13 protein-coding genes and 2 tRNA genes are annotated in these 14,348 nt (G+C 62.7%); 5 read left to right on the top strand and 10 right to left on the bottom strand.

Annotated features, from left to right (window positions below; all coding sequences use genetic code 11):
• Position 1: 1 nt before the first annotated feature.
• The 8 genes from WH367_RS13270 to folC all read right to left on the bottom strand — a co-directional run bounded on the left by WH367_RS13270 (position 2) and on the right by folC (position 7,448).
• Positions 2–77: transfer RNA gene (locus WH367_RS13270), tRNA-Glu, on the bottom strand.
• A gap of 37 nt (positions 78–114) precedes the next feature.
• A tRNA-Ala gene (locus tag WH367_RS13275) sits at positions 115–190 on the bottom strand.
• A 64-nt stretch (positions 191–254) separates the two neighbouring features.
• Complete coding sequence (gene gltX, locus WH367_RS13280; protein WP_339536501.1) at positions 255–1,655, bottom strand: glutamate--tRNA ligase; 1,401 nt, start codon at positions 1,653–1,655, stop codon at positions 255–257.
• Complete coding sequence (locus tag WH367_RS13285) at positions 1,652–2,866, bottom strand: O-succinylhomoserine sulfhydrylase (protein WP_312986398.1); 1,215 nt, start codon at positions 2,864–2,866, stop codon at positions 1,652–1,654. Before WH367_RS13285 ends, gltX begins: the two co-directional genes overlap by 4 nt.
• Positions 2,867–2,896: 30 nt before the next feature.
• The gene (gene purF / locus WH367_RS13290) at positions 2,897–4,408 is read right to left on the bottom strand and encodes an amidophosphoribosyltransferase (RefSeq protein WP_021028623.1); all 1,512 of its coding nucleotides are present in this window, start codon (positions 4,406–4,408) and stop codon (positions 2,897–2,899) included.
• A 19-nt stretch (positions 4,409–4,427) separates the two neighbouring features.
• Positions 4,428–4,967, bottom strand: coding sequence for a CvpA family protein (locus WH367_RS13295; RefSeq protein WP_021028622.1), 540 nt, complete (start codon positions 4,965–4,967; stop codon positions 4,428–4,430).
• 139 nt (positions 4,968–5,106) lie between these two features.
• Positions 5,107–6,066: an SPOR domain-containing protein gene (locus WH367_RS13300; RefSeq protein WP_339536502.1), complete on the bottom strand. Its 960-nt coding sequence runs from the start codon at positions 6,064–6,066 to the stop codon at positions 5,107–5,109.
• Positions 6,067–6,128: 62 nt separating this feature from the next.
• Entirely contained in the window at positions 6,129–7,448 is a 1,320-nt protein-coding gene (gene folC / locus WH367_RS13305) for a bifunctional tetrahydrofolate synthase/dihydrofolate synthase (protein WP_339536503.1), read from the bottom strand.
• Positions 7,449–7,494: 46 nt separating this feature from the next.
• On the opposite strand from folC, the gene WH367_RS13310 reads away from it, so the two are divergent.
• From WH367_RS13310 to argG, 4 genes are all read left to right on the top strand, one after another.
• The gene (locus WH367_RS13310) at positions 7,495–7,857 is read left to right on the top strand and encodes an ArsC family reductase (protein ID WP_339536504.1); all 363 of its coding nucleotides are present in this window, start codon (positions 7,495–7,497) and stop codon (positions 7,855–7,857) included.
• A 202-nt stretch (positions 7,858–8,059) separates the two neighbouring features.
• Complete coding sequence (locus tag WH367_RS13315) at positions 8,060–8,848, top strand: glycine zipper 2TM domain-containing protein (RefSeq protein ID WP_339536505.1); 789 nt, start codon at positions 8,060–8,062, stop codon at positions 8,846–8,848.
• A 201-nt stretch (positions 8,849–9,049) separates the two neighbouring features.
• A complete protein-coding gene (gene ppnP / locus WH367_RS13320) occupies positions 9,050–9,367 on the top strand; it encodes a pyrimidine/purine nucleoside phosphorylase (RefSeq protein WP_021028618.1) in 318 nt (105 codons plus the stop codon).
• A gap of 120 nt (positions 9,368–9,487) precedes the next feature.
• The gene (gene argG, locus WH367_RS13325; RefSeq protein WP_021028617.1) at positions 9,488–10,825 is read left to right on the top strand and encodes an argininosuccinate synthase; all 1,338 of its coding nucleotides are present in this window, start codon (positions 9,488–9,490) and stop codon (positions 10,823–10,825) included.
• Positions 10,826–10,926: 101 nt separating this feature from the next.
• On the opposite strand, the gene WH367_RS13330 is transcribed toward argG, so the two are convergent.
• Both WH367_RS13330 and aceA read right to left on the bottom strand, forming a co-directional pair.
• Positions 10,927–11,322 carry a cupin domain-containing protein gene (locus WH367_RS13330; protein WP_339536506.1) on the bottom strand — a complete coding sequence of 132 codons (396 nt, stop codon included), beginning with the start codon at positions 11,320–11,322 and terminating at the stop codon, positions 10,927–10,929.
• Positions 11,323–11,498: 176 nt separating this feature from the next.
• A complete protein-coding gene (gene aceA / locus WH367_RS13335) occupies positions 11,499–12,830 on the bottom strand; it encodes an isocitrate lyase (protein WP_021028615.1) in 1,332 nt (443 codons plus the stop codon).
• Between the two features lie 414 nt (positions 12,831–13,244).
• Between aceA and WH367_RS13340 the strand changes: the two genes are divergently transcribed.
• A complete protein-coding gene (locus tag WH367_RS13340; RefSeq protein WP_339536507.1) occupies positions 13,245–14,213 on the top strand; it encodes a DMT family transporter in 969 nt (322 codons plus the stop codon).
• Positions 14,214–14,348 lie beyond the last annotated feature (135 nt).

Here is a 14,348-nt window from a genome sequence, read left to right on the forward strand (position 1 = left end):
TTGGCGACCCTACGGGGATTCGAACCCCGGTACTCACCGTGAAAGGGTGATGTCCTAGGCCTCTAGACGATAGGGTCAAAACCTAAGAACCGATTTCTCGTTTCCGATAATCTTTGGTGGAGGTAAACGGGATCGAACCGATGACCTCTTGCATGCCATGCAAGCGCTCTCCCAGCTGAGCTATACCCCCGTATCGGCAAGTTTTACAATTTACTTGTTGCTGCTCACCGAAGACTCGAATTATAGGGCGTATTTCAGCGCTTTTGCAGTCTTTCGATAATTTTTTCACGACCGAGTAATGCAAGCACCGCGTCCACCGAAGGCGTATGGGCTGTGCCGACGGCCAAAACACGCACCGGCATCGCCAGCTGCGGCATCTTGATACCGTGCGCCTTGAGCACCTGCTTGAAGCCGGCGCTGATCGCCTCCTTGCTCCAATCGCCCTCTTGCAGCACCTGCAGCAACTCGTCGATCACCGGAATGATCTCGGGCGTCACATGGGTGCTGAGGTCTTCCGCGCTGGGCTGCACGTCCTGGTAGAAGACGCTGGCCCATTGCGCCAGGTCCGCCAAGGTGTCGCAGCGGTCCTTGAACAGTGCGCAGATGCGCGGCAGGCGGCCGTCGCCCACGGTGATGCTGTCCAGACCCAGGTTCTTCATGAACGGGGTCAGCATGGCAGCCAGCTCATCATCGGGTGTCAGCTTCATGTGCTGGGCATTGACCCAGCGCAGCTTGGCCTCGTCAAACTGGCCCGCGCTGCGGCCCAGGTGGTCCAGGTTGAACCACTCCAGAAACTGCTGGCGCGAGAAAATCTCGTCATCGCCGTGGCTCCAGCCCAGGCGCGCGAGGTAGTTCACCATCGCATCGGGCAGGTAGCCTTCATCCCGGTACTGGGTGACGGCCTTGGCGCCATTGCGCTTGCTCATCTTCTCGCCCTGCTCATTGAGCACGGTGGGCAGGTGGGCAAACACGGGCACATCGGCGCCCAGCGCTTCAAAGATGTGGATCTGGCGCGGCGTGTTGTTGACATGGTCGTCACCACGGATCACATGGGTAATCGCCATGTCCATGTCATCGACGCAGACGCAGAAGTTGTAGGTCGGCGTGCCATCAGGACGGGCAATGACCAGGTCATCGAGCTCGGAGTTCTGGAACTCGATGCGGCCCTTGCACTTGTCTTCCCAGGCCACGACGCCAGTGAGCGGGGTCTTGAAGCGCAGCACGGGCTTGACGCCTTCGGGCACGGGCGGCAGCACCTTGCCTGCTTCGGGGCGCCAGGTGCCGTCGTAACGTGGCTTTTCCTTGTTGGCCATCTGCTTTTCACGCAGCGCGTCCAGCTCTTCCATGCTCATGTAGCAGGGGTAGACGGCGCCCTTTTCCTGCAGGGTGGCCAGCACTTCCTTGTAGCGGTCCATGCGCTGCATCTGGTAGAACGGGCCTTCGTTGGGGTCCAGTTGCAGCCAGGCCATGCCTTCGAGAATTACATCGACGGAGGCCTGGTTGGAGCGTTCCAGATCGGTGTCTTCGATGCGCAGGATGAAATCGCCCTGGTTGGCGCGTGCAAAGGCCCAGGGGTAGAGGGCCGAGCGGATGTTGCCCAGATGGATAAAGCCGGTGGGCGACGGGGCAAAACGGGTACGTACTTTGGTGCTCATGTCAGGGTATCCAGGCCGCGCAACAGGTCGGCTTTCAAATCATCCAGGTGTTCCAGGCCAACGGAAATGCGAATCAGGCCCTGGCCCACGCCAGCGGACTGGCGCTGCTCTTCAGTCAGGCGGCCGTGCGAAGTGCTGGCCGGGTGGGTGATCGTGGTCTTCACATCCCCCAGATTGGCCGTGATCGAGCACAGCAAGGTGCTGTCAACCACATGGAAGGCATTGGCGCGCAGCTGTTCCGCGCCCTCACCCACCACATCAAAGGCCAGCACGGCGCCGCCCATGCCGTTTTGCTGGCGCATCGCCAGCGCATGCTGCGGGTGGCTTTCCAGGCCAGGGTAGTAGACCCGGGCCACCTTGGGATGCGACTCCAGCCAGCGTGCCAGCTCCAGCGCGGCGGCGCTTTCGGCCTTCACACGCAGGGACAGGGTCTCCATGCCCTTCATCACCACCCAGGCGTTGAAAGGCGAGAGGTTCAGCCCCCCGCTGCGCAAGAAGGTGCCCATGACCTTGTCGACCAGCGCGACGGTGCCGCAGACGGCGCCCGCCATCACGCGGCCCTGGCCATCGAGGAACTTGGTGCCCGAATGCACGACCAGATCGGCGCCGAGCTTGGCCGGTTGCTGCAGCACCGGCGTGGCAAAGCTGTTGTCGACGGCCAGCAAGGCGCCATGCGCATGGGCGATCTCGGCGAGCGCAGCAATGTCGCACAGGTCGGTGAGCGGGTTGGTCGGCGTCTCGGCAAACAGCATGCGCGTGTTGGGCCGGATGGCGGCCTTCCAGGCCTCCACATCGGTTTGCGACACAAAGCTGGTTTCCACGCCAAAGCGCGCCATCTCGGTGCCCAGCAGCTTGATCGTCGAGCCGAACATGGACTGCGAGCAGATCACATGGTCGCCGGTCTTCAGCACGGTCAGGGCCACCAGCAAGATGGCAGACATGCCCGTCGAGGTGGCGATGGCGCACTCGGTGCCCTCCATCGCGGCCAGGCGGCGCTCAAAACTGGTCACCGTCGGGTTGCCGGTACGCGTATAGGTGTAGCCCTCTTCCAGCGCGGCAAAGCGGCGCGCGGCCGTCTCGGCATTGGGCTGCACAAAGCTGCTGGCCAGGTACAGGGCTTCGCTATGCTCGCCCCATTGGCTGCGCTCCACCGCCTCACGGACCGCCAAGGTATCGGGATGCAGGCCCGGCGGCAATTTCTTATCAGTCATTCTTCTTCCCAAGCAGTACGCAGACCACTATCAAGCCGCATCCGTCACATCTGCGTTGCGCAGCGACAGACGCGAGGTATCGAGATCGTCCTCTTCGGCGGACACACGGCCTTCATTGACCTGCGAGATGCCTTCGGGCGTGATGCCGGTGACATAGACACCGTCAAAGCACGAGGCCTCAAAGCCATGCACGCCCGTGTTGAGCTTGCCCACGGCGTTCTTCATGCCGTCGACGTCCTGGTAGATCAGCGCGTCGCAGCCGATGTACTGGCGAATCTCTTCGAGGCTGCGGCCATGGGCCACCAGCTCCTTGGCGGTGGGCATGTCGATGCCGTAGACATTGGGGTAACGCACCGGTGGCGCCGCGCTGGCCAGGTAGACCTTGTTGGCGCCGGCGTCGCGCGCCATCTGCACGATTTCCTTGGACGTAGTGCCGCGCACGATGGAGTCATCGACCAGCAGCACATTGCGGCCCTGGAACTCGCTGCCGATGGCATTGAGCTTCTGGCGCACCGATTTCTTGCGCGCGCCCTGGCCCGGCATGATGAAGGTACGGCCCACATAGCGGTTCTTGACGAAGCCTTCGCGGTAGGGCTTGCCCAGCAACTGGGCCAGCTGCATCGCACTGGGGCGGCTAGATTCGGGGATCGGGATCACCGCATCGATCTCGTTGGGCGGCACCATCGAGATCACGCGCGTGGCCAGCGACTCACCCAGGTTCAGCCGCGCTTGGTAGACCGACATGCCATCGAGCACCGAATCGGGACGGGCCAGGTAGACGAACTCGAAAATGCAGGGGTGCAAGCTGGGGCTTTCGGCGCATTGCTCAAACGTGAGCGAGCCGTCATCGCCGATGAACACCGCTTCGCCCGGGGCAATATCGCGCTCGAGCTGCTGCATCGTGCCTTCGAGCGCCACCGATTCGCTGGCCACCATCACGGTGCCATCGGCACCACGGCCAATGCACAGAGGGCGGATGCCGTTCGGATCGCGGAACGCCACCACACCGTGGCCGGCGATCAGCGCGATCACCGCGTAGGAGCCCTGCACGCGCTTGTGCACCGCACGGATCGCATTGAACACATCCTGCTTTTGCAGCGGGATGCCGTGCGTGGCACGCTCCAGCTCATGGGCGAACACGTTGAGCAGCACTTCCGAGTCGCTCTCGGTGTTGGTGTGGCGGTGGTCGGTGGAGAACAGCTCCTTGCGCAGCTGCACGGCATTGGTCAGGTTGCCGTTGTGCACCAGCACGATGCCAAAAGGCGCATTGACGTAGAAAGGCTGGGCTTCCTCCTCACTGTAGGCATTGCCTGCCGTGGGATAGCGCACCTGACCCAGGCCGACATTGCCCGGCAAAGCCCGCATATTGCGGGTACGGAACACATCCTTGACCATGCCTTTGGCCTTGTGCATGAAGAACTTGCGCCCCTGCTGGGTTGCAATGCCTGCTGCATCCTGTCCACGGTGTTGCAGCAGCAACAGCGCGTCATAGATCAATTGATTGACCGGCGTGCTACTGACGACTCCGACGATTCCACACATATTGAGCGTTCCAAAAACGTTAACGCGGCTCTGCCGCGATGCGTGAACCAGCTTCGGTGAGCTGGTCCACCAGTGAAGACCAATGTCTTCCCATTTCTTGCGGCATCCATGGCCGCAACACTGACACTGCCGACACCAGATGCGGTGCGAAGACTGAAGTGTTCCAGATTTGCGATTCCCGCATCGATGTCAGCATAAAAACCAGAGCGATCAACACAAGTAGTAACACCCCACGCAGGGCACCAAACAGCGCGCCCAGCGTGCGGTCAAAGGGCCGCAAACCCACGATCTGAACCAGTTTGCCGATGATGCGAATCACCAGGCCCAAAGCGAAGATGGCGACAACAAAGACGATCACAAGGCCTGCGGCGATCCGCACACCCTCGTCCATTTCCTGCATCGGCAACCACATGCCGATCTCAGCGCCCCACAGTCGGGCCGCAAAAAAGGCCAGCACCCAGCTGATCAGCGACAGCACCTCAAACACCAGACCGCGCATGGCGCCGATCAGTACCGACCCCAGCAGGATCAAGATAAACACCCAGTCCAGGGCCGACATGTCAATGCTCCGCCCGCAGGGGCCAGGGAGCGCCTGCCAGCGCCCGCACCCGGCATGGGGTGCATGGCGATGACAAGGCGCGGTAGATAGGTGTCACAACAACAGGTGGTGGGGTCGGCAGTGGGCAGCAGCGCCTGTCCTACATCGGCAGCAGCGCAGCGGGCAGGCCCTGGGCGCGCACCTTGGCTGCGGCACTGTCTGCCTCTTCCTTGCTGTTGAAAGGCCCCACCCGCACACGGATGCGGTTGCCCGACGCCGTCTTGACCGATTGCGTATACGCCGGCACACCGGCCATCTGCAGCTTGGCACGCACCTCGGCCGCCTTGCTCTCCTCGGCAAACGCACCCACCTGGATCGCATAGCGGCTGGCAGCGGCCGCCGGCTTGGCAGCGGGGGCTGCAGCGGGCGCGGCTGCAGGCGCAGTGGCCGTGCGGCCTTCCATCATCGCGCGGACCCGGTCGGCCTCGTCATCGCGCTTGGGCTTGGCAGGTTCTGCCGGCTTGGGCTTGGGCTCTTCCTTGGGCTTGGCCTCCGGTTTGGGCTCGGGCTTGGGTTCAGGTTTAGGCGCTGGCTTGGGCTCAGGTTTCGGCTCTGGCTTGGCAGCGGGCTCTGGTTTGGCCGCTGGCTCGGGCTTGGCGGCGGGGGCCGCAGGCTTGTCCGCGGGTTTGCTGGCAGCCGTGGCAGCTGCTGCGGCGGCCGCTGCTGCGGTAGCGCCAGCGGCCGCTGGGGACGTGGCTGCATTGCTTCTTGCGCCAACAATCTCTTCGCCTGCATCCAGGCCATTGTCATTGCCCGAATGGCTGCCGTGCGGCGCTGCGGCGTTGGACGCAGGCGGCACGGCCAGGGCGGCCACGCGCTCGCGGTCCGGGATCTCAATCGAGGCATTGACTGGCACCGGGCGCGGCTGGGTGTCGAACAGCATCGGAAAGCCGATGATGGCCGCCAGCACCAGCACGGTGGCACCAATCAGGCGGTGGCGCGCGCGGCGGCGCATGGCATCCACACTCTCGGCAGGATTGCTGCGCGGCGCGCGAATCACGCGCGGGCTCTCCGCTTCCTGTTGCTTTTTACCGGGCCATCGAAGATTGAAAATTGCCATGGACGATTGGAGGTGGAGCTTGAAAACAGGTCGCTGGGAGCGGCCCCATCATGGGGCTGCTTTTAGTTCAGGTGCTTGGCATCGAGCCGTGGCACACCGTGCTTCAACACCCCGCCCACCGTAAAGAACGAGCCGAAAACGACGATTCTATCAGCGGGCCCTGCCGCTTCGACGGCCGCCTGGAATGCGGCCATCGGGTCCGGGTAACAAGCTGTAGCCACTTCGCGCCGCTGGTCGGACAGCAGGTGCACGGCATTCCATTTGGACTGCAGGTCCACCGCCTTCTCGGCGCGGTCCGTGGGCAGGTCGCAGAAGTACCAGCGGTCCACCAGGGGGCCCAGCTTGCGCAACATCGGCGTCAGGTCCTTGTCGTGCATGGCACCAAAGACGGCATGGGTGGTGGGAAAGTAGCCCATCGCATCCAGGTTGGCCGTCAGTGCGGCAATCGCATGCGGGTTGTGCGCCACATCCAGCACCACCGCCGGCTGGCCGGGCACGATCTGGAAGCGGCCGGGCAGTTCGACCATCGCCAGGCCATTGCGCACGGCCTGGGCGGTGACAGGCAGCACCTGGCGCAAGGCCTCGTAGGCGGCCAGCACGCCAGACGCATTGACCAGCTGGTTGGCACCGCGCAGCGCCGGGTAGGCCATGCCGGCATAGCGCCGGCCGCGCCCTGCCCAGCTCCACTGCTGCTTGTCGCCTTCGTAGTTGAAATCGCGGCCAAAGCGCCACAGGTCGGCGCCAATGCTCTGCGCGTAATCGATCACGCTTTGCGGCGGCACCGGGTCGCTGACGACCGCCGGTTTTCCCGGGCGCATGATGCCGGCCTTTTCCCGGCCGATCGATTCGCGGTCGGGGCCCAGCAGGTCCATATGGTCCAGGTCGATGCTGGTGATGACCGCGCAGTCCGTGTCGATGATATTGGTAGCGTCCAGCCGGCCGCCCAGGCCCACTTCCAGAATCGCCACATCCAGCCTGGCCTGGCTCAACAGGCGCAGAATCGCCAAGGTGGTGAACTCGAAATAGCTGAGCGAAATCTCGGGCGCCTGCAGGCGAGCCGCTTCCACCGCCTCGAAATGCGGCAGCAGATCGGCGGCCGAGACAATCTCGCCATGCACGCGGCAGCGCTCTTCAAAATGCACCAGGTGGGGCGAGGTGAACACCCCGGGGCGGTAGCCAGCTTCCAGCGCCACGGCCTCCAGCATGGCGCAGGTCGAACCCTTGCCATTGGTGCCCGCCACCGTGATCACCGGGCAGGCAAAGCGCAGCGCCAGGCGCTCGGCCACGGCCTTGACGCGGGTCAGCCCCATGTCAATGGTTTTGGGATGAATCTGCTCGCAGTGGGCGAGCCACTGCTCCAAGGTATCGAAACGGGTTTGCATGGGGCCAGATTGTCGCGTAATTGCGGCTGTGTCATCATTGCTGTCCATGAGTAACCACACCATCGCCGTCTACGGCATCCCCAACTGCAGCACCGTCAAAAAAGCCCGCACCTGGCTGGAGGCGCAGGGCGTCGACCACCAATTCCATGATTTCAAGAAAGCGGGTGTGCCCGCCAGCCATCTGCCCGACTGGATCGCCAAGGCCAGCTGGGAAAAGCTGGTCAACCGCCAAGGCACCACCTGGCGCAAGCTGGATCCCAACGTGCAACAAGCCGTGACGGACGCCGACAGCGCCAGTGCGCTGATGATTGCCAACCCCAGCGTGATCAAGCGCCCGGTGGTCGAATGGGCCGATGGCTCCGTCACCGTGGGCTTTGATGAAGCGGTTTGGAGCAGCAAGATCGCCTGAGCGGATACGGCTGGGCGGTGTTGACCGGCGCTTTACGCTGCGACATGGCGCAGATACATGCCAGCGGCAGCATGGGTGCATGCTGAACTTTATGCTTTGAGCAAAGTCTTAGATATTTGTGCAGGCGGTGTAAAGCGTGTCGCCCAGTCTCGGTACTGGCGCGTTGAGCACCCAGCAACTTATCGCTTTTTTGGAGGCATTCATGCCACATCTGCTCTCAGCCCGCCTGATCGTGCTGGCTGCGCTGTCCACCTTGGCGGCAGCCAGCCCCTCGGTCTGGGCCCAAAATTATTCGCCCTCGTCCGATCCGTTTTTGCCGCAGCAAGCGCCTGGCGCGCAGCCGCCCTTGCCTGCGGGCGAGCAGCCCTATGGCCGGGTGCTGTCGGTCACGCCGGCCTACCGGCAGGTGAACACGCCGCAAACCGTCTGCAATGACCAGCAGGTGTATGCCGGCCAGCGCACCTCCGGCGTGGGCGCCATCACCGGCGCCGTCGTCGGCGGCTTGCTCGGCAACGGCATTGGCCATGGGTTTGGCCGCGCAGCGGCCACCGGCGCTGGCGTCATTGCCGGCTCAGCCATCGGCAACCAGCTCGAAGGCGGAACGCCCAGCTACCAAACGGTACGGCAATGTGCCAACCAGTACACCACGCAAAACCAGCCCGATGGCTACAACGTGGAGTATGAATACGCGGGTCGCCGCTACAGCACCCGCACGGCCACGGCGCCGGGCGAATGGCTGCCGCTGAGCGTGCAGCCTGCCGCTTCGGCCTACGACAACCCACCTGCGCAGGACTATGCCTACACGGCTCCTGAGCCCGGCGTTGTCGTCAGCAGCCAGCCGGTCTACCAGCAGCCCGTCTATATGGCACCGCCCCCGGTCTATGTCGCACCAGCGCCTGTGTACTATGCGCCGCCGCCCGTCATGCTGCAGCCCTCGGTGCAGATTGGCGTGGGCGGTTACTGGGGCGGCCACCGCGGCCACTGGCGTTAAGCCAAAGAGCGACGCGACATTGCGGTGGCGCGTCCCGGCCAGGTGTGGCCCAGCCAAGCGTGGCCCGGCCCCCAGCAGCAGTACTCCGGTACTGCTGCTTTTTTATGCCTGCCATGCCGCTCAACTGCCCCACCATGTTCGAGAGACGGGCAAAGGCCTCGCCTACAATGGCGGTTTTCCTCCATTTACCTGTTGTCTTCCATGATCACTGAGAGCATCGACGGCGTACGCCTCACCACCAAGGCCAATGTTTATTTTGATGGCAAGTGCGTCAGCCACAGCTACCAGCTGGCCGACGGCACCAAGCAATCGGTTGGTGTGGTACTTGCAGCCACCTTGACCTTTGGCACGGCCGCCGCCGAGATCATGGAGTGCGTTGCCGGCGCCTGCGAGTACAAGCTCGACGGCAGCGACGAATGGAAAAAGTCCGGCCCTGGCGACAAGTTCAGCGTTCCGGCCAACAGCAAGTTCGATATCCGCGTGGCCGAGGCCTACCACTACATCTGCCACTACGCCTGATTTTTGGGGCTGCGCCGGGCCAGCTGGCGCACGCCTCCCGCTGCACGCCGCTTGTCTGGCGCGTCACTGAATCCTCAGACAGCACCGCAGCAGCGCCTGTTTTTAGAGAAAAGCCACACCATGGAAACCATCCTGCAACATGTTCCCGTCGGCCAGAAGGTCGGCATCGCCTTCTCCGGCGGCCTCGACACCAGCGCAGCCCTGCGCTGGATGAAGAACAAGGGCGCGCTGCCCTACGCCTACACGGCTAACCTGGGCCAGCCCGATGAGTCCGATTACGACGAGATCCCGCGCAAGGCCATGGAATACGGTGCCGAGAAGGCCCGCCTGATCGACTGCCGCAGCCAGCTGGCCAACGAAGGTATTGCCGCCATCCAGGCTGGCGCCTTCCACATCTCGACCGGCGGCATCACCTACTTCAACACCACGCCGCTGGGCCGCGCCGTGACCGGCACCATGCTGGTGGCCGCAATGAAGGAAGACGACGTCAACATCTGGGGCGATGGCTCGACCTTCAAGGGCAATGACATCGAGCGTTTCTACCGCTACGGCCTCTTGACCAACCCTGCACTGAAGATCTACAAGCCCTGGCTGGACCAGACCTTCATCGACGAGCTGGGCGGCCGCGCCGAAATGTCGGCCTTCATGACCAAGGAAGGTTTTGGCTACAAGATGAGCGCGGAGAAGGCCTACTCGACCGACTCCAACATGCTGGGCGCCACCCACGAAGCCAAGGACCTGGAGTTCTTGAACAGCGGCATCCGCATCGTCAACCCCATCATGGGCGTGGCGTTCTGGAAGCCCGAGGTCGACGTCAAGGCCGAGGAAGTCTCCGTCACCTTTGAAGAAGGCCGCCCTGTGGCCCTGAACGGCCAGCGCATCGAAGACCCGGTCGCCTTCTTCCTGGAAGCCAACCGCATCGGCGGCCGCCACGGCCTGGGCATGAGCGACCAGATCGAGAACCGCATCATCGAAGCCAAGAGCCGCGGCATCTACGAAGCCCCCGGCATGGCGCTGCTGCACATCGCCTACGAGCGCCTGGTGACCGGCATCCACAACGAAGACACCATCGAGCAGTACCGCATCAACGGTCTGCGCCTGGGCCGTCTGCTGTACCAAGGCCGCTGGTTTGACCCACAGGCCATCATGCTGCGCGAAACCGCCCAGCGCTGGGTGGCCCGTGCCATCACCGGCACCGTGACCCTGGAGCTGCGCCGTGGCAACGACTACTCGCTCTTGAACACCGAATCGGCCAACCTGACCTACAAGCCCGAGCGCCTGTCGATGGAAAAGGTGGAAGACGCGCCATTCAGCCCCGCTGACCGCATTGGCCAGCTGACCATGCGCAACCTGGACCTGATGGACACCCGCGACAAGCTGGCCATCTACACCCAGACCGGCCTGCTGACCGCCAGCGGCAGCCACGCACTGCCCCAGCTGGGCAACGACAAGAAGTAATTCCGCCAACGGAAGCCCTTCCACCCAGCAAAAACCGCTGTGTGCCTGCCAAGGCCACAGTGGTTTTTTTATCGTCTGAAGGCGGCGCGAGAGCTGCGCTCTCAGGCCTCGGCCACCAGGTAGACCTTCTTCACAAAGCTGTCTACCTCCCAGTGGCCGGTCCAGCCCTCGGGCATGATGAAATGGTCGCCCACGCCAAAACGGTGCACGGTGCCATCGGGGTCGACCAGGCGGCAGTCGCCTTCGACAATGACGCAAAACTCGATATAGCCCTGCACATTGGAGCTGAAGTGGCCGGCGGTGGACTGCCAGGTGCCCGAGCTCACCTTGCCGCCCAGACCCTCGAACACATTCATGGTCTGGTACTCGGTATCGCCGCTGATCGGGCGGCTGGGCTTGCCGATGACGGGATTGACCAGGGTCTTGGCGGGCCAATGGATGATGGAGATCTTGGGGGCAGCGGGCGTGGCAGAGGTGGCAGCGGCGGCAGTGGACATGGCAGTGATCAATAAGCGGTGCAAATGGGCAAGCAGCGATTATCTGGCAGCGCTGGTGCGCTGCGCCTCAGCTCAGGGACGAAAAGCCAAAGAAAAGGCGGCACCGATGGTGCCGCCTTGCTGCATCTGCTGCGCCTGCAGGCCGTCTCGCCTGCAGCGCATGCAGGCGTCGCAGATCAGTGGAACTGCTCTTCCTCGGTCGAGCCGGTCAGCGCCTTGACGCTGGACGAGCCGCCCTGGATCACCGTGGTCACATCGTCGAAGTAGCCTGCGCCCACTTCCTGCTGGTGCGAGACAAAGGTGTAGCCTTGCTCGCGGGCAGCGAATTCGGGCTCCTGGATCATCTCCACATAGTGCTTCATGCCTTCGCCACGGGCATAGGCGTGGGCAAACTTGAAGGTGTTGTACCAGTTGCTGTGGATACCGGCCAAGGTGATGAACTGGTACTTGTAGCCCAGCGCCGCCAGCTCGTCCTGGAACTTGGCAATCGTCGCGTCGTCGAGGTTCTTCTTCCAGTTGAACGATGGCGAGCAGTTGTAGCTCAGCAGCTTGCCGGGGCTGGAGGCATGCACGGCCTGGGCGAACTCGCGGGCAAAGCCCAGGTCCGGCGTGCCGGTCTCGCACCACACCAGATCGGCATAGGGCGCGTAGGCCACGCCACGGCTGATCGCCTGCTCCAGACCGTTCTTGACGCGGTAGAAGCCTTCTTGCGTGCGCTCGCCCACCAGGAAAGGCTTGTCATTGGCGTCGTGGTCGCTGGTGATCAGGTTGGCCGCTTCGGCATCGGTGCGGGCCAGCACGATGGTGGGCACACCCATCACGTCGGCGGCAAAACGCGCAGCGATCAGCTTCTCGCAGGCTTCATGCGTGGGCACCAGCACCTTGCCGCCCATGTGGCCGCACTTCTTGACGGCAGCGAGCTGGTCTTCAAAGTGCACGCCGGCAGCGCCCGAGGCAATCATGTTCTTCATCAGCTCGAACGCATTGAGCACGCCGCCAAAGCCCGCTTCGGCATCGGCCACGATCGGCAGGAAGTAGTCGATGAACTCCTTGTCGCCCGGGTTCACGCCCTTGGCCCACTGGATCTCGTCAGCGCGCTTGAAGGTGTTGTTGATGCGGCGCACCATGGTGGGCACCGAGTCATAGGCGTAGAGCGACTGGTCGGGGTACATGGTCTCCGAGGTATTGCCGTCCGCTGCCACCTGCCAGCCCGACAGGTAGACCGCTTCCAGACCCGCCTTGGCCTGCTGCATGGCCTGGCCTGCGGTGATTGCGCCAAAGGCATTCACATAGCCCTTCTTGGCACCGCCATTGATCTTGTCCCACAGCACCTGGGCGCCGCGCTGGGCCAAGGTGTACTCCGGCTGCACGCTGCCGCGCAGACGCACCACGTCAGCAGCCGAGTAGCCGCGCTTGACGCCCTTCCAGCGGGGGTTTTGCGCCCAATCCAATTCAAGGGCGGCAATTTGCTGTTCGCGGCTGAGTTGCTGGTTCAGTTTCTGAGACATGGGGAACTCCTGTGGTCAAGTGGGTGGAACTAACGGATTGAAAACTGGTGGACAGATACCGTCTGTCCATGGCTCTAACTGTACGCCTGCCCCGCCGCATATTTTTGTCTTATGTCTTATATAAGACTAATTTTTAATCATTAAAAATCAACATACTATTAATACTATTTCGCATTGAGAAATGCGATTTCTCGTATTGAGAAATATTGACGCACTGCAATATCCGCATATTTCACAATATGAGAATCCGTTTTCAGAACCACTGCTGTCCAGGCTGCAGCAGCGCTGCCTGCCAGAGGCTGGCCAATTGCGGCATGATGCGCATGGCCCATTGTGCAAAGCGGATATGACAGCTTGCTTGCGCCTGGCCCCGCCTGCCCCGATCGCCCCGCTCCCCTTTTAGTCTTTGCACCCATGCGCATCCATAGCAAGCCCTTGGCTTATTTCTACCTGGCACTCAGCATGTCGCTGGTGGGCGCCTATGTCGCGCTCTCCAAGCCACTGGCCGCCACCTTTCCGGTCTTGCTGCTGGCCTGGCTGCGTTTTGGCATTGGCGGGGTGGCCATGCTTGGCTGGCTCAAACGCCCGGCCCATGAGGCGCCATTGCCCGCCAAGGCCAAGGGGCTGCTGTTTCTCGAATCCTTTTTTGGCAACTTTCTCTTTACGCTGTGCATGATCACCGGCGTGTCAATGACCAGTGCGGTCACCGCCAGTGTCACGATGGCGACGATCCCGGCAGCCATTGCGCTGCTCAGCTGGCTGGTGCTCAAGGAGCGCATCAGCGGGCGCGTGCTGATTGCCATCAGCCTGGCGGTGCTGGGCATTGTGCTGCTGGCCTTGGCCAAGCCCGCTGCCGGCGCACATGCGGGCGCGGCTGCAGGCGCGGCCGCCGACGCAGACCCCGGCAAGCACTGGCTCGGACAGCTGCTCCTGGTGGGCGCGGTGTTGTGCGAGGCCTGCTACGCCGTCATCGGCAAAAAGCTCACCAGCAGCCTGAGCCCCAAGCGCATTGCGGCGCTGATCAACCTCTGGGGCTTTGTGCTGACCCTGCCTTTTGGTCTGTACCTGGCCTGGCATTTTGACTTTGGCCAGGTGGGCACCGCCACCTGGCTGCTGCTGGTCGGCTATGCCTTGGCGGCCTGCATGGTCACCGTCTGGCTGTGGATGACCGGGCTGCAGGTCGTGCCCGCCTCGCAAAGCGCAGTGTTCACGGTGATGCTGCCGCTGTCCACCGCGCTCGTGGGTGTGGTGTTTCTGGGCGAAACGCTGGGCGGTCTGCAGATGCTGGCCTTTGCGATTGCCGTCTCCAGCTTGGCACTGACGACGTTGCCAATGCCCCTGCGTGGCAGAGGGCAGACAGTTTTGCAACGCGACCCCGATTGACACCGCCTTGGGAGCCAGTACCATGCTCCGAGGGGAAAAGGCCCCAATCTGACAAGAATCAACGCCCTAAGCTGCTTGTTGATAGCTTTGATCCATCAACAAAGGTTAGCAAAGCTAAAACAAGCAACATTTCGA

It is taken from the genome of Comamonas sp. MYb21 (assembly GCF_037479395.1).
GTDB lineage: Bacteria > Pseudomonadota > Gammaproteobacteria > Burkholderiales > Burkholderiaceae_C > Comamonas.